We start from the raw sequence: 20,600 nt of genomic DNA on the forward strand, positions 1-20,600 counted from the left end.
TCGCGGACGACGCAGACGGAGTCCGCCATGCACAGCCACGATCCGCAGCAGCACCCGGCAGCCCTCGGTTCCAGTGCACGTCAGCCGGTGTATTACCTGTCTCATGGCGGCGGCCCGTGGCCATTCATGGGCGGGCCTTTCCGCGAGATGTTCCGCGTTCTGGAGCGCTCCTTGCAGGATCTGCCCCGGCAGCTGCCGGAGCCTCCGCGCGCCATCCTGATCGTCACCGGGCACTGGGAAGAGACGCACTTCAGCGTCTCCAGCGCTGCACAGCCGGGGATGATCTATGACTATCACGGCTTTCCCGAACAGCTCTACCAGATCAGCTATCCGGCACCCGGCTCGCCCGCCCTTGCCGAGCAGACCGCCGCCTTGCTCGAAGCCGGCGGCTGGCGCGTGCGGCGTGACCCGGAACGTGGCTATGACCATGGCACGTACAGCTTGCTCAAGCCGATCTATCCGCAGGCGGAGATCCCTGTCGTACAACTGTCCCTGCTCAGCAATCTGGATCCGGTGGAGCACTTTGCCGCCGGTCAGGCGCTGATGCCACTGCGCGAACAGGGCGTGCTGATCCTCGGCAGCGGGCAGAGCTTTCACAATCTGCGCGCACGCGGGCCGCAGATGCGTGCGGCCTCCGAAATATTCGACACCTGGCTGCGCCACACCCTGCTGGATCTGTCGATCGAAGCGCGCAACATCGAACTGCTGGCCTGGGAACAAGCGCCAATGGCGCGAGTCGCCCATCCACGCGCCGAGCACCTGCTTCCGCTGATGGTGGTTGCCGGCGCGGCAGGCGCCGAATCGGCCAGCTGCGTCTTTGGCGACTACCTGGCGGACTTCGCCACCTCGGCGTATCGCTTCAGCGCCGACGCCATGACAACAGAATTCGATGTATTGCAGCTGCACCACCGCAGCCCCAGGAGCACGCCATGACGCGCTGCAAACAGGAACCGGGGGCCTTCATCCCGGTCATTGATCGCAACAAATGCGAAGGCAAGGGCCCCTGCATCGAAGTCTGCCCGTACCAGGTGCTGTCGATGTACACGGTGCCCAAGGAAACACGACAGACGCTGAGCCTGGTCGGCAAGATCAAGGGCATGGTGCATCGCTGGCAGCAGGCAGAAGTATTGCACCCCGAGCTCTGCAAGGCCTGCGGGCTATGTGTCAGTGCCTGCCCTGAACAGGCGATCAGCCTCGCCCGCGCGCCGGGCTGAACGCACCCGCCGCCACAAAAAAAGATGCCGCCGACGTGATCAACACGCCGGCGGCACCACACTCACTTGCACTGCTCTTTACGCGCTCAGACCCGTGATGCGCTCTTGCCGATGGCATCCAGCTGAGCCAATGCCTGGGCAATCAGATTGGTACCCAGCGCAGCTTCCGAGAGCACATTGCTGACCTCGTCGGTAGAGCGTGTCTGCTCGGCAATGGCGCTCGAAATATCATGCGAGAGGCCGGAAACCTTCTGCATGATCTCGCTGACATCGTTGATCGAGGCATAGACCTGCGAGGTGTTGTGCTGCACCTTGTTGATCATCGAGCGGATATTGTCGGACGAGGTCGCCGTGGTCAGCGCCAGGGACTTGACCTCCTCGGCCACCACACCGAAACCGCGTCCATGTTCGCCGGCACGTGCCGCCTCGATCGAGGCATTGAGCGCCAGCAGATTGGTGCGCTTGGCGATGTCGGAGATGATGCCGAGAATGGTATTGATCTCCAGGGCTTGATTGTTGAGCACCGAAATCTCGCCACTGGCCGAGGTGGTCAGCTGCACCGCATTGCCGATCACTGTCATCACTTCAGAAATGCTCTCCGAAATGCCATGAATGCTGTTGGCCACCTCTTCCATCGCGGCCGACCCCCCTTGCACGCTCTGGCTGATCTGCTCGGAACTCGATGACACCTCGGTGACCTTGGCTTCCATGGTCTCCATGGTTTCCTTGAGCGTCTGGCGCAGCAAGGTGCCATAGATGGCGCTGGAGAGCTGGATCTTGATCGCCTCGTAGATGCTGCCATCTTCATTGCCCAGACCGAACACCGCGACACCCAGCTGGGTATCGTTGAAATTCAGCGGCGTCACCACCAGGGTCTGGCGCTCGCTGGCCGCCGACAACAACGAGGCCAGGAAGCCACGGCATTCACGCCGCGCATTGCGCTCATCGATAGCGATCTTGCCCTTGGCATTGAAGGCCGTCATCAGGCGCAGATGTCTGGGCATGCTTTTGCGATCCCAGCCGGCCTCACCCTCGTAGAGCGCAAGGTAGAACGAGGCGATATTCAGCTGCGGCAGATCCTGTTGCACGATCTTGAGGATCGCTGCCATGTCCTGCGCCACCGAGAGCTTGGCGCTGAGCTGACCAATCACCCGCTCCTGCGAAATCAGGCGCAGGCTGTTGGCGTCACGCAGGCGGCCGGCGGCTTCGCTGATCAGCACCCGCCCCTCGGCCCACAGGTCCTCCGCACGCTTGCGCAGGAAGGGCACCAGCAGCGACGGCAGCATACGCTTGCGCAGCACAGAAATCGCGCTGTGCATGCGCTCCGGCGCGATACCGATCGCATAGAACGCATTGACCGTATCGGTGATCGCCGAAAAATACTGACTGCGCTTGCCACGGTTGCGGAATGCTGCCGCAAAGCCCTGCAGGAACTGCTCGGCCGAGGAACGGATCAACTGCTCGGTCTCGCCCGTCGCCTGATGACCATTGCCGAGTGCGAAGCAGATGTCTTCGAGGGTCTTCGCCTGACCGGCAAAATGCAGCGGGCCCAGCAAGGCGCTGAAATAGGCCGCAATGCTGCCATGCCCGCCAAAGGCACGCGTGCCGGCAGTCACCGCTTCGATCTGGTGTGAAGGACAGCCACAGGACTGCGCAATCATCAAACGCGCCGGCAAGCAGGTTTCCTGTTGCACGGGGCGCCCATCAACAATGGCATTGATGGTATCGAAGGCTGCCGCAGCCTGTTCGATAAAGGGCATCGACACGGTGGTGATCGGCGGCGTCATGTAGCGTGCTTGCGCCGAATCATTGCACCCGGTCACTGCCACCACCTCGGGCACGTCAATGCCACGTCGCTTGAATTCCTCCAGCGCGCCGATGGCGATGTTGTCGTTGACGCAGACAAAGGTATCGAAGTCCTTGCCCGGCACCAGCCCTTTCTCGTCGAGGAAGTACTGCACCATGCGCGGACCTTCAGTCTTGTCCCAAGTGCAATGCGGTGACACCAGACGCTCGTCTTCGGCAATGCCATGATCGCGCAAGGCTTCCTGATAGGCCTGGAAGCGCTTGATCGCGCCATCGTGCGTCGCCGGGCCGCGCACGAAAATGATCCTTTTCTTCTGATGGTGCACGATCATGTGCTCCATCACGAAACGCAGGGCAGAGAGTGAGTCGGTGGTGATGGCCGGGCAGCCGGGCAGCTGGACGGTCAGGCCGACCACCGGTACCGGCGCAAAGCGCTTGTAGAACTGTTTGGCGTGCTCATTGGCGTCGGGCGAAGCCCAGGTGATGATGCCGGCGAAACTGTCGTCGACCAGATCATAGATCACCGTGCCGGGATCCTTGCCGGTCTGGCCCCCACGCAGAACCACCAGATCATGGCCGCGCTTGCGGGCCGCGATCAAGGCGCCACTGAACAACTGCTCCGGCGCAGTGCCTCCTGCCAGTTCGCGTGTGAGGTATGCAACTGGCTTGCGTGCTGAGACCATCCTTCCCCCTGTAGCCTTCTATTGATCGCCGTCTTCCGCAGACCCGCCAGAGACACATCCGGACTGTGACGGATGCGGAACATGGTTCGGGCCCGACCGCGCTTCTCGCGCCTGGAGTCAAATGGCGATCTTGCCGCTCGATCGTCCAAGCATCTCCTGCAGGGGTATACGGCTAAAAAGGCGACACCTTTATAGGCAGGCAGTGCGCTTTGAGGGGAATCTTCAGGCGCGCGGGCTCAGCGCAATCATGGCAATCGAAACGAGGGCCAGCACGATGGCCAGACGATTGATCCAGCTCAAACGTTCACCGAAGAGAGTCATGCCCACCAGCGTTCCCAACAGCACCACGCCGATGTTCATGCTCGCGAACACCACCGCCGGTTGCCCCGGCAAGGCGCGATGCGCGCTGACGTAGAAAATGATGTTGCCGAAGTTGATCAGCCCCAACAGCAGGCCGGCCCCCAGGCTGCGCGCAGACAGCTTGACCTGGCCGCGCCGCACGCGCCAGAACTGCCATAGCGCCATGCCGATGAAGGCCAGCACGAAGCACAACTGCAAAGAGGCACCGAAGGGCGTGCCTGCGGCGGCGATGTGTTTGAGCAGCACGTCAACGAGGGCAAAGCCACCCCACACGGTCAGCAATGCAGGCCAGGCAGCCGCTGAACTGGGCTCCACAGACTGATCCGCGCGCGTGCGCAACAGCAGGCCGAGCACAGCGAGCAAACCCAGGGCCAGCCCGGCGAGCTTGAGGGGATTTGCCTGCTCGCCGAACCACAGGAAGGCCGCCAGCAAGGACAACAACAAGGACAGGCGCTGCGCCACATCGGTCCGCACAATGCCGGCAGTGCGCACGCTATGCGCCAGCACCAGAAACAGCGAGGGCAAGACGAAGGCCAGCATCAGCAAGGACGGCCAGGGCGCGCCCGGCTGTTGCAGACTGGCCAGCGGCGGCTGCAAGAGCAAGGCACAGAGCAGCGAGGCGGCCAGATAGTTACTGCACAGCGCCTGCGGGACATCGACCTGGTATGGCCGCGCCAGCTTGAGGAGAACGGAGACGAGCACACTGCACAGTGCGCTAAGCAGAACGAAATGCATGGTAATGAACGAGGTCGCGTTGCAAAGCGGGTCATTGTGCGGCAAAAACAGCGCCGGGCATGAGCCCCCGCAAAAGGCAGGCGACGGGCTTTTCGCTACAATCCTTCCATGAGGACGCAAAAACTCCGCTCGGGATGGATCACATGGCTTGCGCTTGCCGCAATCATGCTGAGCACACTTTCGCCCTCGATCTCGCACTGGCTGCGCGCTTACGGACCACAGCGCGCGGTGCTGGTCGAAATCTGCACGCTGGAAGGCTCGCGCTGGATACAGCAATCCCTGCCCCCCGCCGATGAGCTTCCCGTCTCGCGGCACGCCAGCATCTTCGAGCACTGCCCCTACTGCGCGCTGCAAAATCTGGCCGTGCTCCCCAGTAGCACACAGCGTCTGCAGCTCGCCAGCTGGCGCCCGATTGCACCCACGCACCCTGCCCGGCGTCCCGCGCCGAGCGTGTCGCTGTGGCCTGATGCGCAGCCACGCGCACCCCCGCTTTCCGCCTGATCCCCTTCTCGCGGTGCGCAGCAGCGCACCAGTGTCGAATCCGGCCGGCGCATGCACACACGCAGCTCCGGCCCTTGCAGCGTCGTGCTGCATGGAGATCTTGTATGGGAAAAGCAGAAACCTCGCTGCTGGCGTGCCAGCACGAGGCCAGCCTGGCCGAGCGGCGTCATCTGCGGCGCGGCGACATCATTCATCACGCCGGTAGCGTGGGCCGCACCTGGCGCGTGCTCAGCGGCAGCTTGCGCTTGGACGTCCCCGGCGATTCAGGCCCCGTCTTCGCTGGCCTGGCTTTACGCGACGACATCATCGGCGTCGAAACCCTCACCCGCGAGCGCTGCGCATTTACGGTCAGCGCCTTGTCCGATTGCGTGCTGGAGCCCTGGAGCGCTTACACCAGCCACCACGAGCTGCAACACATCCTCGCCCGCAACGCACTGCGAGCTGCCGCCATGATGGAAGTGCGCAGCGGTCTTTCCGCTTCGCGCGTGCGCAACCTGATCCGCCTGCTGAACAGCGCTGCGCAGCCCGACGAGGCCGACACGCCACAAGCCTTGCCGGATCAGTGCGCCATGGCCGAGATCACCGGCCTGACCCACGAGACGGTGTGCCGCGTCATCGCACAGATGCGCAAGGATGGCGAACTCAAACGTGCCAGCTCGGGCAAGAAGCAATTCATCGTGCAACTGAGAACCGACGGCGCGCCCGCAGTGACTTGCTGAAACAGCCGTCTGGCGAAAAAAACGGCGGGTCGATGCCCGCCGTTTTTTATGTCTACTCCGCTTTGTTGCGTTCGTCCTGTGACTCCAGCCACAGCGCGTTCACCACAGCGAGCAACACGGCAAAACCGGTGCCCAGAATCCAGCTGAAATACCACATGATGTTTCTCCCTTTCAGTAGGCCGAATGCTTGTTGGCCTGGATGTGCGCAACGGTGAGCTTGCCGCGCATCGCGCGGTAGGCCCAGCTGGTGTAGAGGATGATGATCGGCGTCATCACCAGGGCGACCCAGAACATGATGCCCAGAGTGCGCTGACTGGAGACGCAATCCCACACCGTGAGGCTGCTGCCCGGCTGGCTGCTCGATGGCAACACGAAGGGGAAGATCGACACGCCGGCCGTGAAGATGATGCCCAGCTCGGCAATCCCAGTCGCGATGAAGGCCAGACTGCCGCGCTTGCTGGCAACGAGCAGTATGCTCAGCACACCACCGATGAAGCCCAAGGCAGGAATCAGCATCGTCAGCGGGTAGCGCTGGTAGTTCTCCAGCCAGGCGCCGGCCTGCACCACCACGGTCTTGGTGAGCGGGCTTTGTGCTGCGCCGGGCTCGACCACCGAGCTGATCACGTAGCCCGGCATGTCAGCCACCATCACACCGCCCAATGCGAAAGCCAGCAGCATGATCAGCGTGAAGATCATCGATGCGCGTCGGGCGCGCTGCTGCACTTGGCCTTCGGTGCGGATCACCAGATAGTTGGCACCATGAGCGACCAGCATGCTCAGGCTCACCACACCGCAGAGCAGCGCAAAGGGATTGAACAGCGCCCAGAAGCTGCCGGTGTAGTACGGCATCATGATGTCGCTGAAGTGGAAGGGCACGCCCTGGATCACATTGCCAAACGCCACGCCGAAGACCAGCGCCGGCACGGCGCTGCCGACGAAGATGCCCCAGTCCCAGAAGCTGCGCCAGCGCGCATCCGGCACCTTGCTGCGGTAGTCGAAGCCGACCGGGCGGAAGAACAAGGCCCACAGCACCGCCAGCATCGCAAAGTAGAAGCCGGAGAACGCCGCCGCGTAGACCAGCGGCCAGGCTGCGAAGATCGCCCCGCCGGCAGTGATGAACCACACCTGATTCCCCTCCCAGTGCGGACCGACGCTATTGAGGATCACGCGGCGCTCATCATCGCTCTTGCCCACAAAAGGCAGCAGCGTGCCTACACCCATGTCATGGCCGTCCATGACGGCAAAGCCCAGCAGCAGTACGCCGACGAGCAGCCACCAGATGAGCTTCAGAATTTCGTAGTCGATCATGCTCAGACTCCCTTCGCAGCGCTGGCGGTTTCAAGGTGATAGCGACCCGAGCCCAGACTGGCCGGCCCCAGACGCGCGTACTTGAACATCAGGTAGAGCTCGGCAATCAGCAAGCCGGTGTAGAACAGCAGGAAGCCGCCGAGCGAGAACCACAGGCTGCCGGCTGACAGCGCCGAGGTCGACAGATGGGTGGGCAGCACGCCGTGGATGGTCCAGGGCTGACGACCATACTCGGCGACGAACCAGCCCAGCTCGCAGGCCACCCAGGGCAGCGGAATGCCCCACACGGCCCACTTGAGCAGCCACTTTTTCTGCATGAAGCTGTTGCGTGCGGCAAACCAGAACGACAGCACGAACAGGCTCAGGAAGCACAGCGACAAAGCGACCATGATGCGGAAACTCCAGAACATCGGCGCCACCGCAGGAATCGCATCATCCACCGCGCGCGCCTTCATCTCCGGCGTCGCCTGGCTGACATCGGCCACGTATTTCTTGAGCAGCAGGCCATAGCCCAGATCGGCTTTCACGGCGCTGAAGTTGGCCAGCAAGGTGGCGTTCTTCGGCTCACGACGCAGCGCTTCGAGCGCCTTGACGGCAAGGATGCCGCGATCGATGCGCGCAGCAATGCGCTGTTCGAGCTCGTCGATGCCGGGAATCTGCTTGTCGGTACTGCGTGTGCCGATCAGCCCCATCACGTAGGGGATCTTGATCTCCATGTGAGTGGTGCGCGTCTTCTCATCGGGGAAGCCGAACAGGGTCAGCCCGGCCGGCGCCGGCTCGGTGTGCCACATCGCCTCCATCGCGGCGAGCTTGGTTTCCTGCGTTTCCGCCGCGGTGTAACCGGATTCGTCACCGAGCACGATCACCGACAGCGCTGCAGCCAGACCGAAGGAGGCCGCAATGCGGAAGGAACGGCGTGCGAATTCCACATCACGCCCCTTGAGCAGATACCAGGCACTGACCCCCAGCACGAAGGCCGAACCGGTGACGTAGCCAGCGCTGATGGTGTGCACGAACTTGGCCTGCGCGACCGGGTTGAAGATCACATCAGTGAAGTTCGTCAGCTCCATGCGCATGGTGACCGGGTTGAAATCCGCGCCGACCGGGTTCTGCATCCAGCCATTGGCAATCAGGATCAGCACGGCGGAGAGATTGGAGCCGATGGCAACGAGGTAAGTCACCGTCAGGTGGCCGACTTTGCTCAGGCGATCCCAGCCAAAGAAGAACAGGCCGACAAAGGTGGACTCCAGGAAGAAGGCCAGCAAACCTTCGATGGCCAGCGGCGCACCGAAGATGTCACCTACGTAGTGCGAGTAGTAGGCCCAGTTGGTGCCAAACTGGAATTCCATGGTCAGTCCGGTGGTCACGCCCAGCGCAAAGTTGATGCCGAAGAGCTTGCCCCAAAACTTGGTCATGTCGCGATAGACCTCCTTGCCGGTCATCACATAGACAGTCTCCATGATGGCCAGCAGGAAGGACATCCCGAGCGTCAGCGGGACGAACAGGAAGTGATAAAGCGCTGTCGCCGCGAACTGCAGACGCGACAGATTTACAACGGATTCCTCAATCATTTTTGCTCCGTTTTGTGTGTTTCGATTGAAGGCGACGGAGTGGCCGGCGCGGCGCCTCCGTCGATCAGGGCGCCCAGACGCGCGGCCGACTCCTGCTTGCTGGCCGGGTGACTGAAAAACATCATCTTGATGAGGATCAGCACCGCCAGCTTGAGCACCAGGGTCAGCACGATTTCGCGCCGCAAAGGCGAGCGCCAGGCTTTGCGTGGCGGCTTGCCAGCCGCCAGCGCAGGAATTTCATCTTGAGTAGGGGTCATGCCCGCTCCTGCAAACACGCGCCCGCGCCTCAGCGCGCACACCGGCACGCTGCGCAGGGCGACACACACCACCAGCACAGGCTGGTGGCGTATCACGCATGTAAATCAGGCAAGACGAAGGGGTGGCGCGCGGGGAATGCTGGGTGGCCAGGGTTTGCTCTGGCCGGGTGATGTCAGTTGTACACGCAAGGGCAAACGCTGGCGCGCGGGGGACAGCTCCTGCACGGGCGCCGCGATGAGCGTCGCCGCGTCCTGGCTGGCCAGGCAGAACTGGCAGCGCATTTGATGGCCGCTAGTCTCGGCCGGAACCGAGTCCTCACGCCCAACATCGACCACGATTTTCTTGAGGCCGAACGAGGTGCACAGCTCAATGACCTGCTTGCCGGCCGACACCGCGAACAGGTAGGAGAGCGTCGGCACCAGGGCATTGATGAAGGCCGCGCACAGGGCGATGCGCAGCCACAACAAAAGCTGTCGTCGATACATCGGTCTGCCGAAAACCATTCTACTCATAGGGGCAATTTTAGCCTGCTTTGCCCTGCCTCACAGCCAGCACTTGTACCTAGACCACGAGCTCCGCTACTGGAAGGCGACTTCGGCGAAGCTGCGCAGCTTGCGGCTGTGCAAGGCGTTGAGGCCACGCTCACGCAGAATCTCCAGCGCGCGGATGCCGATGCGCAAATGCTGATCAACACGCTCGCGGTAGAAGTGGTTAGCCATGCCCGGCAGTTTGATCTCGCCATGCAAGGGTTTGTCGCTCACACAGAGCAAGGTGCCGTAGGGCACGCGGAAGCGAAAACCGTTGGCGGCAATCGTCGCGCTTTCCATATCGAGCGCTACCGCGCGGCTCTGGCTGAAACGGCGCTGCGGCGTGTTGTCGGGCAGCAGCTCCCAGTTGCGATTGTCTGTCGTCGCCACCGTTCCGGTACGCAACAGACTTTTGAGCGCCGCGCCTTGCAGGCCGGTGACATCGGCCACCGCCGATTCAAGCGCGACCTGGATCTCGGCCAGCGCCGGAATCGGCACCCACACCGGCAGCTCCTCATCGAGCACATGGTCTTCGCGCACATAGGCATGCGCCAGCACATAGTCGCCCAACTCCTGCGTGGTGCGCAGACCTGCGCAGTGCCCAAGCATCAGCCAGGCGTAGGGACGCAGTACCGCAACATGATCGGTGATGGTCTTGGCGTTTGACGGGCCGACACCGATGTTGATCATCGTGATACCGCCCTTGTCGCCACGCGTCAGGTGATAAGCCGGCATCTGCGGCAGGCGCGGCGGCGCCTTGCCCAGGGCGTCCTCAACCTGTGCCGGCAGGCCGCTACGACGCGTGACCACATTGCCCGGCTCGATGAAAGCTTCATACACGCTTGAAGCATCGGCCATCGCCTCATGACCCATGCGCACGAATTCGTCGATATAGAACTGGTAGTTGGTGAACAACACGAAGTTCTGGAAGTGGTCCGGCGAAGTCCCGGTGTAATGGCGCAAGCGCTGCAGCGAATAATCCATGCGCGGCGCGGTGAACAGCGCAAGCGGCTGCGCCTCGCCCGGGCGCGGCTCGAAAGTGCCATTGGCGATGCCATCGTCCATCACCGAGAGATCGGGCAGATCGAACACATCGCGCATCAGCATGCGCCGCTCGGCGCTCATATTGCCTTCGATGTGATCGTGATCACCGAAGGAGAAATGCACCGGAATCGGCTGCGAACTGGAACCGACCTCGATCTCCACCGCGTGATTCTGCAGCAGCAGGCGGAACTGTTCGCGGTAATAATTGGCGAACAGATCAGGACGCGTCAGTGTGGTTTCGTAATGACCGGGACCGGCCACGAAACCATAGCTGAGGTGCTTATCCGCCCCGCGCGCCTGCGCCACCGTATCGGTGTGCACGCGCACGAAGGGATAACAGGCGCGCACCCGTGCGTGACTGGCCCCGACATCCGCCTCCAGCGCTTCACCGGCGACGAAACGCTGCAGCGCCTCGCGCAGGTGCGCAATGCTGTTGTTATAAATCAGCTGAACCTGGGCCAGAGCGGCATCGGCATCAGAGAAACGCATCGGTGCAATGAAAGGCGGACGGTAAGGCATGGCAACAGACTCGGCAACAGAGGTTCAGACACGCAGCGCCCGCAACACCGACGCCGCTCGCAAGCTGCCTAGGATACGCGAAGCACGGCAAAGCGCGCACAGCGCATGCGGCCGTCCCCGACGAAGCGCCCACGCGGCAGAGCAACAAGTCGACACAATTGACCAACGGCATCTTGCGTGCAGACAGCCGACATTACAGGCTTACCTGATCCGCGCTCCAACACACCATGTCCATCGACAATCTGCCACGCCGACGCCTGCTCGGCCTGGCCTTGCTGCCAAGCCTCTCCTCGATGCTGCTGGCCGCCTGCGCGGCGCGCCCAGAAGCACGCCCGAATGCACGCGACGCTGCACAGCAAAGCTTTCTCGACAAGGCCTATCGCACTGATCTGCCGCTCCATCTGGAGAGCCACCGCAGCAGCCTGAACGGCCCGCACGGCACGATCTACACCGAGATGACGGCGCCGCGAGATGGCGGCAACTACCCGATCGTCATCTACCTGCCCGGCCTCGCGGAGAGCACCTCGGATGGCATCAGCTGGCGCAGCGCACTGGCCGAAGCAGGCTATGCGGTGCTCAGCATCCAGGCGCAGGGCGATGGCAGCGCCCTGCTCGCCAGCGATCTGGCGCGCGCCGGTGACTTCAACCAGATCGGCCGCCAGGCCTTCCGCGCCGAAGCCCTGCAACAGCGCATGGACAACCTTGCCTTCGTACTTGCACAGTTGCCGAAGCTGGCCAAGGAGGATTTGCTCTATGCTCGCGGCGACGCTTCACGCCTGCTGATCGCCGGTTTTGATCTGGGCGCGCAAACCGCGCAAGCCATGGCCAGCACCGCGACCATGCTGCCCGCTGGTTTGCGCGGACTGATCCTGATCAGCCCCTATCATGATCGCCAGCAGAGCGACAGCGAGCTTTACGCCAAGCTGCAGCTACCGGTGCTGAACATCACCTCGGCCATCGATGTCGATGACTACGGCGTCGTCACCGATGCGGCAGCACGCATCGTGCCCTATCAATCCATGCCACGCGGTGAAAAGTACCTGCTGGTAATGCGCGCGATGAGCCACCGCAATCTGGGCGGCAAGGACAATCTCGATGAAATGATGTCGAAGAAAGACGCCGGCGCTGGCGCCAAGGGCCGCCGTGGTAGTGGCTCGCCCCCTGAGGGTGGTGGCATGGGCGGCGGGCCTGGTGGAGGAATGGGTGGAGGTATGGGTGGCGGCCCCGGCGGAGGCATGGGCGGAGAAGGCTCAGGCGGCAAGGGAGGCTTCGGCGCACCCGGCGGCGATAAAGCGGGCCCTGACGACACCGCCAACAGCCAGCAAGGCTTTACGGTACTGCGCAGCGTCATGCTGGCCTTTGCCGACAGCACCGCCAAGAACGATAGCGCCGCACAAGACTGGCTGACACTGGACGCGCCGCGCTGGCTGCGCCCGCTCGGCACGCTGAGCATCAAGTAGCGGCTGCAGGTATGATGGGCGTCCCTGCTGGCGGACAGCTGCCGGCACACGTCCATCCTGCCATGTCCGATGCACCGCTGTGGTTATTCGATCTGGATAACACGCTACACAACACCAGCGCGCATATTTTTCCGCGCATCAATGTCGCCATGACCGAGTACATGGTGCGGCATCTGCAGATCTCGCAGCACGAAGCAGACCAGTTGCGTCGCCAGTACTGGCTGCGCTATGGCGCGACCATGCTGGGGCTGATGCACCATCACAACACCGATCCGCAGCACTTCCTGCACCACACCCACCAGTTTCCCGACCTGCCCGAGCTGGTGGTGCCGGAGCCCGCCTTGCGCGGCATCCTGCGCCGCCTGCCGGGCCGCAAGACGGTGGTCTCCAACGGACCGCACGACTACGTCTGCGCGGTGTTGCGCGAGATGGGCTTGCTGCGCAGCTTCGAGCAAGTGTTCGGCGTCGAGCAGCTGGCACTGCAACCCAAGCCCGATCCGCGCGCTTTTCATGCCGTGCTGCGTCGTCTGCGTGTGCCCGCCACACGCTGCACCCTGGTCGAGGATTCGCTGGAGAACCTGCGCAGCGCCAAAGCGCTGGGGATGCGTACGGTATGGATCAGCCGCAGCGCGCGCAAACCCGCTTACGTCGATGTGCAACTGCGCAGCGTGCTGCACATCGCGCGTTTACAGAGGCCCTGATTCCTTAAGCCGAGTCTTTCAACCAGCGCGCCGCATCCAGTGCAAAATAGGTCAGCACGCCGTCGGCGCCGGCGCGCTTGAACGCCAGCAGGGATTCGAGCACCACCGCCTTCTCGTCGAGCCAGCCATTGAGCGCGGCTGCCTTGAGCATGGCGTATTCGCCACTGACCTGATAGACGAAGGTCGGCACCTGCAGCTCGTGTTTGACGCGGCGGACGATGTCCAGATACGGCATGCCGGGCTTGACCATGAACATGTCTGCACCCTCGCTGATGTCCAGCGCCACTTCACGGATGGCTTCGTCGGAATTGGCCGGATCCATCTGGTAGCTGTACTTGTTGCCCTTGCCCAGATTGCCCGCCGAGCCGACCGCATCGCGGAACGGACCGTAAAAGCTCGACGCGTACTTGGCCGAGTAAGCGAGGATGCGCGTGTGAATCTGGCCTGCCGCCTCGAAGGCGCTACGGATGCGTGCGACGCGGCCATCCATCATGTCCGAGGGCGCAACCACGTCGGCCCCGGCCTGGGCGTGACACAGCGCCTGCTGTTCCAGCGCAGCGAGGGTTTCGTCGTTGAGCACATAGCCGCTCTCGTCGATCAAACCGTCCTGCCCATGACTGGTGTAGGGATCGAGCGCCACATCGGTGATCACGCCCAGCTCGGGGAAGTTCGCCTTCAGCGCCTGGATCGTGCGCGGCACCAGCCCCTCGGGGTTCCAGGCTTCGGCGGCGTCGAGGCTCTTGCCAGCGGCATCGATCACCGGAAACAGCGCCAGCGCCGGAATCTTCAGCGCAACAGCCTGCTCCGCCAGTTTGAGCAAGCCATCGATCGAACGACGCGAGACACCCGGCATCGACGCAACCTGCTCCTCGCGCCCCGCCCCATCAAGCACAAACACCGGCAGGATGAGGTCATCGGCCGACAGGCGGGATTCACGCATCAGGCGGCGCGAGAAGTCGTCGCGGCGCATGCGACGCGGACGGTTGGCGGGAAAGGCGGCGAAGTTGCGGGCAGTCATGAAATACCTTCGAGACGTGAGATGTAAAAAAATGTTGCAGTCGCGGAGAGGCGGGAACTATGTGCCCGCCACCCTACTCTGAGCTTACGGATGGTGCTTCACCATCCCCCGCGCACCTCCCTGAGCGGGCGTCCTGCAGTGCTCCCCCGGGCCTGCTGGATTGTTTGCCCCCGGCGTGTCCCCTCGCGTCCGGGGGTTTTTCTTTTTGCGCAGGCCATCGCGCGGGCTGCGCAGGCGCCTGACTGCGTTGGCTTGCTCGACGTACTGATGTACGTCTGTGCGAGCCGCCTTGTCATCCACCTGCTCGCTCCACGCGCTTGCCTACGCAAAACAAGGCTTGAACTCATTTATTCCTCGGTGTCGGCCACGGCGCTCTCAGCCGCCGGCGCCATCCAGCCCTCGACGGCCGATTCAGCTTCTTCGATGCCTGCCTTTTTGAGGCTGGAGAAGAGCTGGACGCTGATTTGACCCGGTCGGACTTGCCATTTGGGCAGGCGATTTTTGACTAAAGTCAAAGTTTGTGCAGATGCCGAACGGGTAAGTTTGTCGGATTTGGTGAGCATCACATGGATCGGTCGGCCACTCGGTGCGAACCAGTCGAGCATCTGCTGATCGAGCGGCGTGAGCGGATGACGTGAATCCATGATCAGGATCAAACCGATCAGGTTAGTGCGCCGCGTAAGGTAATTCTCCAGCAAACGCACCCATTGCTTGCGCACTGCCTCGGGCACCTGGGCGTAGCCGTAGCCCGGCAAATCAACGAGTGCCGCGCCATTGTTCATGCGGAATATGTTGATCAATTGCGTGCGGCCTGGCGTCTTGCTGACGAAAGCCAGGCGCGTATGCCCGACCAGGGTGTTGATGGCGCTCGATTTGCCGGCGTTGGAACGCCCCGCAAAGGCGATTTCAGCACCATCGGGCGGAGGCAAATCCTGCGGGCGGGCAATTGAAATTTCGAAGCGTGCGTGACGGAACAATGACATAAGGGAAGTAACCGGAGCCTGCCGCGACAAGCAGCAGTGATATAGAATTGAGCGATTCTAATTCGCCCCACGCCTTTGAGGTAACAATGATCAAGCGCACCCTGTTGCTGCTCCTCGCCAGCCCGCTGATTTGCCAGCTTTCTTACGCCGAGTCAGCCAAGCCCGCAGCGCCCGATCTTGCCAAGGCCAAGCAAACGGTCGAGACCCTCTGTGGCGCCTGTCACGGCGCCGATGGCAACAGCATCATTGCGGTCAATCCCAGTCTGGCCGGCCAGCATCCGGAATACATCGCCAAGCAGCTGAACAACTTCAAGTCGCAAGGCGGCAAGCCGGCCGAGCGCGCCAACCCGGTGATGGCCGGCATGGCCGCACCGCTCAGCGCCGAGGACATCAAGGGCCTGGCCATCTATCTCTCGCAGCAAAAACCCAAACCCCTCAGCGCCAAGGGCAAGAAAGAATCGCTGGAACTGGGTCAGAAGATCTGGCGTGCCGGCAACGCCGCAACGGGCGTAGCTGCCTGTGCAGGCTGCCATGGCGCCGCTGGTGCAGGTCTGCCCGCACAGTACCCGCGCCTGGCGGGCCAGCATCCTGAATATCTCGAAGCGCAACTGCGCGCCTTCCGCGATGGCGTGCGCGCCAACGACGCTGGCTCCGTGATGCGCACCCTGGCGCTGCGCATGACCGACGCCGAAATCAAGGCAGTTGCCGACTACGCAGCGGGTTTGCGTTGATTCTGCTGCGGCGCGGCGCCAGAGCCGCGCACCTTAGCTGAAGATTTGAGCCGCCCTGAGCGGCTCTTTTCATATCCGCCCCTGCCTCAGCCCCCGGTGCTCAGCGGCCGGCGCTGGCGGCTCGCCAGCACGGCCAGCTCGGCCTCGCTGAAACCGGCCTGCAGACGGGCCGGCACATTGAACGGCGGCCGCGGTGGCGGCGCTTCAAAGAAATCGATCAGGCGCAGGTATTCAGCCTCCGCCTGCAGGCCGCGCGCTGCACATTCGGCACGGAACCAGTGGTCACCAATGGCAACGTGGCCGATCTCGTCACGCAGGATGATGTCGAGAATCGCGAGGCTCTCGTGGTCGCGCATCTCGCGCAGCCGCGCCTGGATCGGCGGCGTCGCATCGAGCCCTCGCGCTTCGAGCAGGCGCGGCACCAGGGCCATGCGGGCGAGAAAATCGCCATCCGTTTTAACGGCCATCTCCCACAAACCGTTGTGGGCGGGAAAATCACCGTAGGCAAAGCCCAGCGTGGCCAGACGCGTCGCCAGCAAGCTGTAGTGCTCGCTCTCCTCCTTGGCCACCTGCAGCCACTGGCTGACGAACAGATCGCCCTGTGCTGAAAAGCGCAGCACGCAATCGAGGGCCAGATTGATGGCGTTGAATTCGATGTGCACAATCGCGTGCAGCAGCGCTGCCTGCGCCTGCGGCGTGTGTCCGTTGCGGCGTGGCACGGCATCGGGGCGGACCAGCTCGGGGCGCGCAGGACGGCCGGGCACCGCAATACGGCCAGCAGCGCTGAGACCACTGCGCTGCAAGCGGCCCGCGCCCCAGGCAGCATGCAATGCCTGCGTGAGCCGGCATTTGTGCGCCGGATCGCAGGTCATCAGCGCTTCCAGGGCGGCAGCTTCCAGCGACATGTTCAGAGCAGCAGAAACGCCAGCGCCGCGCTGAGGGTCGGCAACAAGGCGAAGAGGAACAATCGCAGCGGGTTGATCGCCTCGTCAGCGAAATACGGCTTGAGAATCGAGAAACCGGCCGGATTCGGCGCATTGGCGATCACCGTCAAACCACCCGCCGCCACCGCGCCGGCCACCAGGGCGTACTTGAACTGCGCATCGACGCCCTCGACCAGGGAGCCCAGATAGGTCAGCGCGGCATTGTCGGTGATCGTTGTCAGCGCCATCGCACCGAAGAACAGGGTCAGCGTGTCGAGCCCGCTCAGCAGCGGCTGCAGCCACCACTTCTGCAAGGCGCCGAGCACCACCAGGCCGGCCAGGAACAAAGCCACCATCAAGCCCTCGCGCAGGATCAGGCGATCCTGATGCTGGCGATAGGCATCCGCCACGCCGAGGAACAGCAGGAACAGCGCCATGAACACCACCGGGTGATGCGCCGTCACGATGACCCCACAGAGGAACAGCAGATGCACCACCGTCAGCACCGGCGGCACCGGGCTGGCGCTGGAATCCGTCTTCGCGGGCGGCAATTGCCCCAGCTCGCGGGCAAATAGGAAACTCACTGCCAGCGCATTGCAGGCCACCGCCAGCGCCGCTTTCCAGCCGAATTGGGTGAACATGAAGAGACTGTCCCACTGCCACACCGAGGCCACCATCAGCACCGGCGGCGCCGCAAAACTGGTCAGCACACCGCCGATGGAGACATTGACGAAGAGCACGGCCAGGGTGGCGTACTTGAAGCGCTCGGAGACGCCCGCCACGAAAAAGCGATCACGCAGCAGGATGGCGGCCAGGGTCATCGCCGCCGGCTCGGTGACCAGCGATCCGAGCAAGGGCACCAGTAGCAGGACCACCAGATAGAAAGCCCGCGCCTCCGCCAGCGGCAGACAGCGCGCGGCCAGATTCACCAGACTGCGGCACAGCGCGAGTATCGGCCGCGAGGCCGCCACCACCATCACCACAAAGACGAACATCGGCTCGGTGAAATTGAGGCTTTCGAGGTATTCCACCGGCGCATCGCCCGAACCGGTTTCGATGGCCAGAGCGAGTAGCAAGACAGTCGCCCAGATGCCGAAAACCGCCTCGACCTCGCCGAAAAAATGCCACAGCCCGGCATGCGCCGGCTGCGCATGAGCCAGACGCTCGAACCAGGAGGTCATAAAGGTATGCAGGATCGCCAGCGCAAACAGCACCGCGGCAATCAGTTCAATGGTGCGTGACACGGGCGATCCTCCTGTTGCAGAGGCGCATCACGCGCCGGGGAACATCCCCTTGATGCCCTTGAGCCCGCCCATGCCGCGCATCAGCTTGGCCAGGCCACCGCCCGAGAACTGCTTCATCATCTTCTGCATCTGCTCGAACTGGTTGAGCAGGCGGTTGATTTCCTGCACCTGCACGCCGGCACCGGCAGCAATGCGACGCTTGCGGCTGGCCTTGAGCAGATCGGGATTGGCGCGCTCGGCCGGCGTCATCGAATTGATGATGCCTTCGACGCGGCGCATCGACTTCTCGGCCGCATCGCCCTGCACCTGCGAGGCAGCCTGGGCGAACTGCGCGGGCATCTTGTCGAGCAGCGAGGAGATGCCGCCCATGCTGCGCATCTGGCTGATCTGCGCCTTGAAGTCATTGAGGTCGAAGCCCTTGCCCTTCTTGAGCTTGTCGGCGAACGCCTTGGCTTTCTCCTCATCGACCATGCCCTTGGCTTCTTCGACCAGCGACAGGATGTCGCCCATGCCGAGGATGCGGCTGGCCATCCGGTCGGGGTGGAATTCATCGAGGCCGGTGAGCTTTTCGCCGACGCCGGTGAACTTGATCGGCTTGCCGGTCACGTGACGCACCGACAGCGCCGCACCGCCACGCGAATCACCATCAAGCTTGGTCAGCACAATACCGGTGAGCGGCAGCGCTTCGTTGAAGGCACGCGCGGTATTGACCGCATCCTGACCGAGCATGGCATCGACCACGAACAGGGTTTCGATCGGCTTGATCGCCGCGTGCAGGGCCTTGATCTCGTCCATCATCTGCTCATCGACGGTCAGGCGGCCGGCGGTATCGACCAGCAGCACGTCGAAGTAGTGACGCTTGGCGTAGTCGATGGCGGCATTGGCGATATCGACCGGCTTCTGCGAAATTTCCGAGGGGAAGAATTCGGCGCCGGCCTGGCCTGTCACCGTCTGCAACTGCAGGATGGCGGCGGGACGATAGACGTCACAGGAGACGGTCAGCACTTTCTTCTTGTGCTTTTCCTTGAGGTACTTGGCCAGCTTGCCGACCGTCGTGGTCTTGCCGGCGCCCTGCAGACCGGCCATCAGGATGATCGCCGGCGGCTGGGTGGCAAAGCTCAGCTGCGATTGCGTGCCGCCCATGATCGCGGCCAGCTCGCTATTGACGACACCGACGAGGGCCTGGCCCGGCGTCAGCGAACCGATGACTTCCTGACCGAGCGCCTTTTCCTTGACGCGGGCAATGAATTCCTTGACCACCGGCAGGGCAACGTCGGCTTCAAGCAGTGCCATGCGCACTTCGCGCAGCATCTCGCCGATATTGTCTTCGGTCAGGCGCGATTGACCGCGCAGGGTCTTGACGACTTTGGCGAGGCGATTGGTGAGGTTATCGAGCATTCGAATAGGGAACCAGAATGTTGCAGGAAGTGTGACCGAATCGCGCAGAGCACTGCAAAGGCGGCTCTCGCGTTAAACTGGACGGATGAACGTCATTCTACTGCATCTCGTTCCCGCCTCGGCTTACCTACTGCTGGGCTTCGTGCTGTGGCATGCGCGGCGCGCGGCGGCGGGCCAAAGCTTCGCCGGCACGGTGCGCATCCTGCTCGCCAGCGGCCTCCTCAGTCATGGCTATGCGCTCGGCCAGGACATGCTCGACGGCAACACCCTGCATTTCGGCCTCGCCATTGCCCTCTCGCTGACCCTCTGGCTGGCGCTGCTGCTGTACTTTGCCGAGAGCCTCGCCAATCCCATCAACAGCCTGCTGCGCCTGGCCATGCCGCCGGCGGCGATCTGCGCGATCCTGCCGGCGCTGCTGCCGGGCAACATCCACATCAGCATCGAGAGCTGGAGCTTCCGCCTGCATTTTGCAATGGCCATGCTGGCCTACAGCTTCTTCGCCCTGGCGGCCCTGCATGCAGTGATGCTGGCCCTCGCCGAGCGACAATTGCATCGCGGCCGGCTGGACGCGGCCGGCGCCGACCTGCCGCCCCTGCTGGTGCTGGAGAAGATCCTGTTCCGCCTGATCGGCGTGGCTTTCGTGTTCCTCACGCTGACCCTGGCCTCCGGCCTGCTGTTCTCCGAGGAAAGCCTGATACGCCCGCTGACCCTGCGCTACAAGCTTGGCTTCACCCTCGCCGCCTGGCTGGTGTTCGGCATCCTGCTGCTCGGTCGCCATGTCCGCGGCTGGCGTGGCCGCATCGCCCAGCGCTGGACCTTGGCCGGCTTCGTGTTCCTGCTGCTGGCCTACATCGGCACGCATTTCGTCCTCGAAATTCTGCTCAAGCGCGCCTGAGG

Annotated in this window: 21 protein-coding genes; 8 read left to right on the forward strand and 13 right to left on the reverse strand. The window is 63.0% G+C overall.

Translation table 11 applies throughout. From position 1 onward, the window contains the following. Positions 1-27: 27 nt before the first annotated feature. Entirely contained in the window at positions 28-933 is a 906-nt protein-coding gene (locus ABDB84_RS11225) for a DODA-type extradiol aromatic ring-opening family dioxygenase (protein ID WP_345919817.1), read from the forward strand. Further along, positions 930-1,214, forward strand: coding sequence for a 4Fe-4S dicluster domain-containing protein (locus ABDB84_RS11230; RefSeq protein ID WP_345919818.1), 285 nt, complete (start codon positions 930-932; stop codon positions 1,212-1,214). Before ABDB84_RS11225 ends, ABDB84_RS11230 begins: the two co-directional genes overlap by 4 nt. 86 nt (positions 1,215-1,300) lie before the next feature. On the opposite strand, the gene ABDB84_RS11235 is transcribed toward ABDB84_RS11230, so the two are convergent. Together ABDB84_RS11235 and ABDB84_RS11240 are read right to left on the reverse strand one after the other, a co-directional pair. Then, positions 1,301-3,703, reverse strand: a complete 2,403-nt coding sequence (locus ABDB84_RS11235; protein ID WP_345919819.1) for a methyl-accepting chemotaxis protein — start codon at positions 3,701-3,703, stop codon at positions 1,301-1,303. A gap of 222 nt (positions 3,704-3,925) precedes the next feature. Beyond that, entirely contained in the window at positions 3,926-4,798 is an 873-nt protein-coding gene (locus tag ABDB84_RS11240; protein WP_345919820.1) for an EamA family transporter, read from the reverse strand. Between the two features lie 108 nt (positions 4,799-4,906). Here ABDB84_RS11240 and ABDB84_RS11245 point away from each other — a divergent pair, with 108 nt between their 5' ends. Together ABDB84_RS11245 and ABDB84_RS11250 are read left to right on the forward strand one after the other, a co-directional pair. Next, positions 4,907-5,299, forward strand: a complete 393-nt coding sequence (locus ABDB84_RS11245; protein ID WP_345919821.1) for a DUF2946 domain-containing protein — start codon at positions 4,907-4,909, stop codon at positions 5,297-5,299. A 104-nt stretch (positions 5,300-5,403) separates the two neighbouring features. After that, positions 5,404-6,018: a Crp/Fnr family transcriptional regulator gene (locus ABDB84_RS11250; protein WP_345919822.1), complete on the forward strand. Its 615-nt coding sequence runs from the start codon at positions 5,404-5,406 to the stop codon at positions 6,016-6,018. 52 nt (positions 6,019-6,070) lie between these two features. On the opposite strand, the gene cydX is transcribed toward ABDB84_RS11250, so the two are convergent. The 6 genes from cydX to ABDB84_RS11280 form a co-directional block, all read right to left on the reverse strand. Continuing rightward, positions 6,071-6,175: a cytochrome bd-I oxidase subunit CydX gene (gene cydX / locus ABDB84_RS11255; protein WP_345919823.1), complete on the reverse strand. Its 105-nt coding sequence runs from the start codon at positions 6,173-6,175 to the stop codon at positions 6,071-6,073. Positions 6,176-6,189: 14 nt separating this feature from the next. Further along, positions 6,190-7,326: a cytochrome d ubiquinol oxidase subunit II gene (gene cydB, locus ABDB84_RS11260; protein WP_345919824.1), complete on the reverse strand. Its 1,137-nt coding sequence runs from the start codon at positions 7,324-7,326 to the stop codon at positions 6,190-6,192. A gap of 2 nt (positions 7,327-7,328) precedes the next feature. Beyond that, the gene (locus tag ABDB84_RS11265) at positions 7,329-8,897 is read right to left on the reverse strand and encodes a cytochrome ubiquinol oxidase subunit I (RefSeq protein WP_345919825.1); all 1,569 of its coding nucleotides are present in this window, start codon (positions 8,895-8,897) and stop codon (positions 7,329-7,331) included. Continuing rightward, a complete protein-coding gene (gene cydP / locus ABDB84_RS11270) occupies positions 8,894-9,154 on the reverse strand; it encodes a cytochrome oxidase putative small subunit CydP (protein ID WP_345919826.1) in 261 nt (86 codons plus the stop codon). Before cydP ends, ABDB84_RS11265 begins: the two co-directional genes overlap by 4 nt. 105 nt (positions 9,155-9,259) lie before the next feature. Continuing rightward, positions 9,260-9,640 carry a DUF2946 family protein gene (locus ABDB84_RS11275; RefSeq protein WP_345919827.1) on the reverse strand — a complete coding sequence of 127 codons (381 nt, stop codon included), beginning with the start codon at positions 9,638-9,640 and terminating at the stop codon, positions 9,260-9,262. A 93-nt stretch (positions 9,641-9,733) separates the two neighbouring features. Then, complete coding sequence (locus tag ABDB84_RS11280) at positions 9,734-11,245, reverse strand: AMP nucleosidase (protein WP_345919828.1); 1,512 nt, start codon at positions 11,243-11,245, stop codon at positions 9,734-9,736. Between the two features lie 227 nt (positions 11,246-11,472). Here ABDB84_RS11280 and ABDB84_RS11285 point away from each other — a divergent pair, with 227 nt between their 5' ends. Further along, positions 11,473-12,705: an alpha/beta hydrolase gene (locus ABDB84_RS11285; protein WP_345919829.1), complete on the forward strand. Its 1,233-nt coding sequence runs from the start codon at positions 11,473-11,475 to the stop codon at positions 12,703-12,705. 11 nt (positions 12,706-12,716) lie between these two features. After that, positions 12,717-13,406: a pyrimidine 5'-nucleotidase gene (locus ABDB84_RS11290; protein WP_345919830.1), complete on the forward strand. Its 690-nt coding sequence runs from the start codon at positions 12,717-12,719 to the stop codon at positions 13,404-13,406. Positions 13,407-13,410: 4 nt separating this feature from the next. On the opposite strand, the gene hemB is transcribed toward ABDB84_RS11290, so the two are convergent. Together hemB and yihA are read right to left on the reverse strand one after the other, a co-directional pair. Further along, entirely contained in the window at positions 13,411-14,424 is a 1,014-nt protein-coding gene (hemB, locus tag ABDB84_RS11295) for a porphobilinogen synthase (protein ID WP_345919831.1), read from the reverse strand. A 347-nt stretch (positions 14,425-14,771) separates the two neighbouring features. After that, positions 14,772-15,407 (reverse strand): ribosome biogenesis GTP-binding protein YihA/YsxC, encoded by a 636-nt coding sequence (yihA, locus tag ABDB84_RS11300; protein ID WP_345919832.1) that lies wholly within the window; start codon positions 15,405-15,407, stop codon positions 14,772-14,774. Between the two features lie 86 nt (positions 15,408-15,493). Here yihA and ABDB84_RS11305 point away from each other — a divergent pair, with 86 nt between their 5' ends. Beyond that, entirely contained in the window at positions 15,494-16,138 is a 645-nt protein-coding gene (locus ABDB84_RS11305; RefSeq protein ID WP_345919833.1) for a c-type cytochrome, read from the forward strand. Positions 16,139-16,224: 86 nt separating this feature from the next. Here ABDB84_RS11305 and ABDB84_RS11310 read toward each other — a convergent pair whose 3' ends face one another. Genes ABDB84_RS11310 through ffh form a run of 3 tightly spaced genes read right to left on the reverse strand, consistent with a single transcriptional unit; the run spans position 16,225 to position 19,703 of the window. After that, positions 16,225-17,043, reverse strand: coding sequence for a ferritin-like domain-containing protein (locus tag ABDB84_RS11310; protein ID WP_345919834.1), 819 nt, complete (start codon positions 17,041-17,043; stop codon positions 16,225-16,227). Positions 17,044-17,045: 2 nt separating this feature from the next. Further along, the gene (locus ABDB84_RS11315; protein ID WP_345919835.1) at positions 17,046-18,305 is read right to left on the reverse strand and encodes a putative Na+/H+ antiporter; all 1,260 of its coding nucleotides are present in this window, start codon (positions 18,303-18,305) and stop codon (positions 17,046-17,048) included. 27 nt (positions 18,306-18,332) lie between these two features. Next, positions 18,333-19,703 carry a signal recognition particle protein gene (gene ffh / locus ABDB84_RS11320; protein ID WP_345919836.1) on the reverse strand — a complete coding sequence of 457 codons (1,371 nt, stop codon included), beginning with the start codon at positions 19,701-19,703 and terminating at the stop codon, positions 18,333-18,335. 85 nt (positions 19,704-19,788) lie between these two features. On the opposite strand from ffh, the gene ABDB84_RS11325 reads away from it, so the two are divergent. Beyond that, positions 19,789-20,598, forward strand: coding sequence for a cytochrome C assembly family protein (locus tag ABDB84_RS11325; RefSeq protein ID WP_345919837.1), 810 nt, complete (start codon positions 19,789-19,791; stop codon positions 20,596-20,598). Positions 20,599-20,600 lie beyond the last annotated feature (2 nt).

It is taken from the genome of Uliginosibacterium sediminicola, assembly GCF_039631295.1.
Lineage (GTDB): Bacteria > Pseudomonadota > Gammaproteobacteria > Burkholderiales > Rhodocyclaceae > Viridibacterium > Viridibacterium sediminicola.

What these genes read in the sequence shown, in the direction of transcription:
- ABDB84_RS11285 (WP_345919829.1), top strand. Translation starts at nt 11,473, where the DNA reads ATGTCCATCGACAATCTGCCACGCCGACGCCTGCTCGGCCTGGCCTTG.
- cydB (WP_345919824.1), bottom strand. Translation starts at nt 7,326, where the DNA reads ATGATCGACTACGAAATTCTGAAGCTCATCTGGTGGCTGCTCGTCGGC.
- ABDB84_RS11305 (WP_345919833.1), top strand. Translation starts at nt 15,494, where the DNA reads ATGATCAAGCGCACCCTGTTGCTGCTCCTCGCCAGCCCGCTGATTTGC.
- ABDB84_RS11325 (WP_345919837.1), top strand. Translation starts at nt 19,789, where the DNA reads ATGAACGTCATTCTACTGCATCTCGTTCCCGCCTCGGCTTACCTACTG.
- ABDB84_RS11280 (WP_345919828.1), bottom strand. Translation starts at nt 11,245, where the DNA reads ATGCCTTACCGTCCGCCTTTCATTGCACCGATGCGTTTCTCTGATGCC.
- cydP (WP_345919826.1), bottom strand. Translation starts at nt 9,154, where the DNA reads ATGACCCCTACTCAAGATGAAATTCCTGCGCTGGCGGCTGGCAAGCCG.
- ABDB84_RS11230 (WP_345919818.1), top strand. Translation starts at nt 930, where the DNA reads ATGACGCGCTGCAAACAGGAACCGGGGGCCTTCATCCCGGTCATTGAT.
- ABDB84_RS11250 (WP_345919822.1), top strand. Translation starts at nt 5,404, where the DNA reads ATGGGAAAAGCAGAAACCTCGCTGCTGGCGTGCCAGCACGAGGCCAGC.
- cydX (WP_345919823.1), bottom strand. Translation starts at nt 6,175, where the DNA reads ATGTGGTATTTCAGCTGGATTCTGGGCACCGGTTTTGCCGTGTTGCTC.
- ABDB84_RS11290 (WP_345919830.1), top strand. Translation starts at nt 12,717, where the DNA reads ATGATGGGCGTCCCTGCTGGCGGACAGCTGCCGGCACACGTCCATCCT.
- ABDB84_RS11235 (WP_345919819.1), bottom strand. Translation starts at nt 3,703, where the DNA reads ATGGTCTCAGCACGCAAGCCAGTTGCATACCTCACACGCGAACTGGCA.
- ABDB84_RS11265 (WP_345919825.1), bottom strand. Translation starts at nt 8,897, where the DNA reads ATGATTGAGGAATCCGTTGTAAATCTGTCGCGTCTGCAGTTCGCGGCG.
- yihA (WP_345919832.1), bottom strand. Translation starts at nt 15,407, where the DNA reads ATGTCATTGTTCCGTCACGCACGCTTCGAAATTTCAATTGCCCGCCCG.
- ABDB84_RS11310 (WP_345919834.1), bottom strand. Translation starts at nt 17,043, where the DNA reads ATGTCGCTGGAAGCTGCCGCCCTGGAAGCGCTGATGACCTGCGATCCG.
- ABDB84_RS11225 (WP_345919817.1), top strand. Translation starts at nt 28, where the DNA reads ATGCACAGCCACGATCCGCAGCAGCACCCGGCAGCCCTCGGTTCCAGT.
- ABDB84_RS11245 (WP_345919821.1), top strand. Translation starts at nt 4,907, where the DNA reads ATGAGGACGCAAAAACTCCGCTCGGGATGGATCACATGGCTTGCGCTT.
- ABDB84_RS11240 (WP_345919820.1), bottom strand. Translation starts at nt 4,798, where the DNA reads ATGCATTTCGTTCTGCTTAGCGCACTGTGCAGTGTGCTCGTCTCCGTT.
- hemB (WP_345919831.1), bottom strand. Translation starts at nt 14,424, where the DNA reads ATGACTGCCCGCAACTTCGCCGCCTTTCCCGCCAACCGTCCGCGTCGC.
- ABDB84_RS11275 (WP_345919827.1), bottom strand. Translation starts at nt 9,640, where the DNA reads ATGTATCGACGACAGCTTTTGTTGTGGCTGCGCATCGCCCTGTGCGCG.
- ffh (WP_345919836.1), bottom strand. Translation starts at nt 19,703, where the DNA reads ATGCTCGATAACCTCACCAATCGCCTCGCCAAAGTCGTCAAGACCCTG.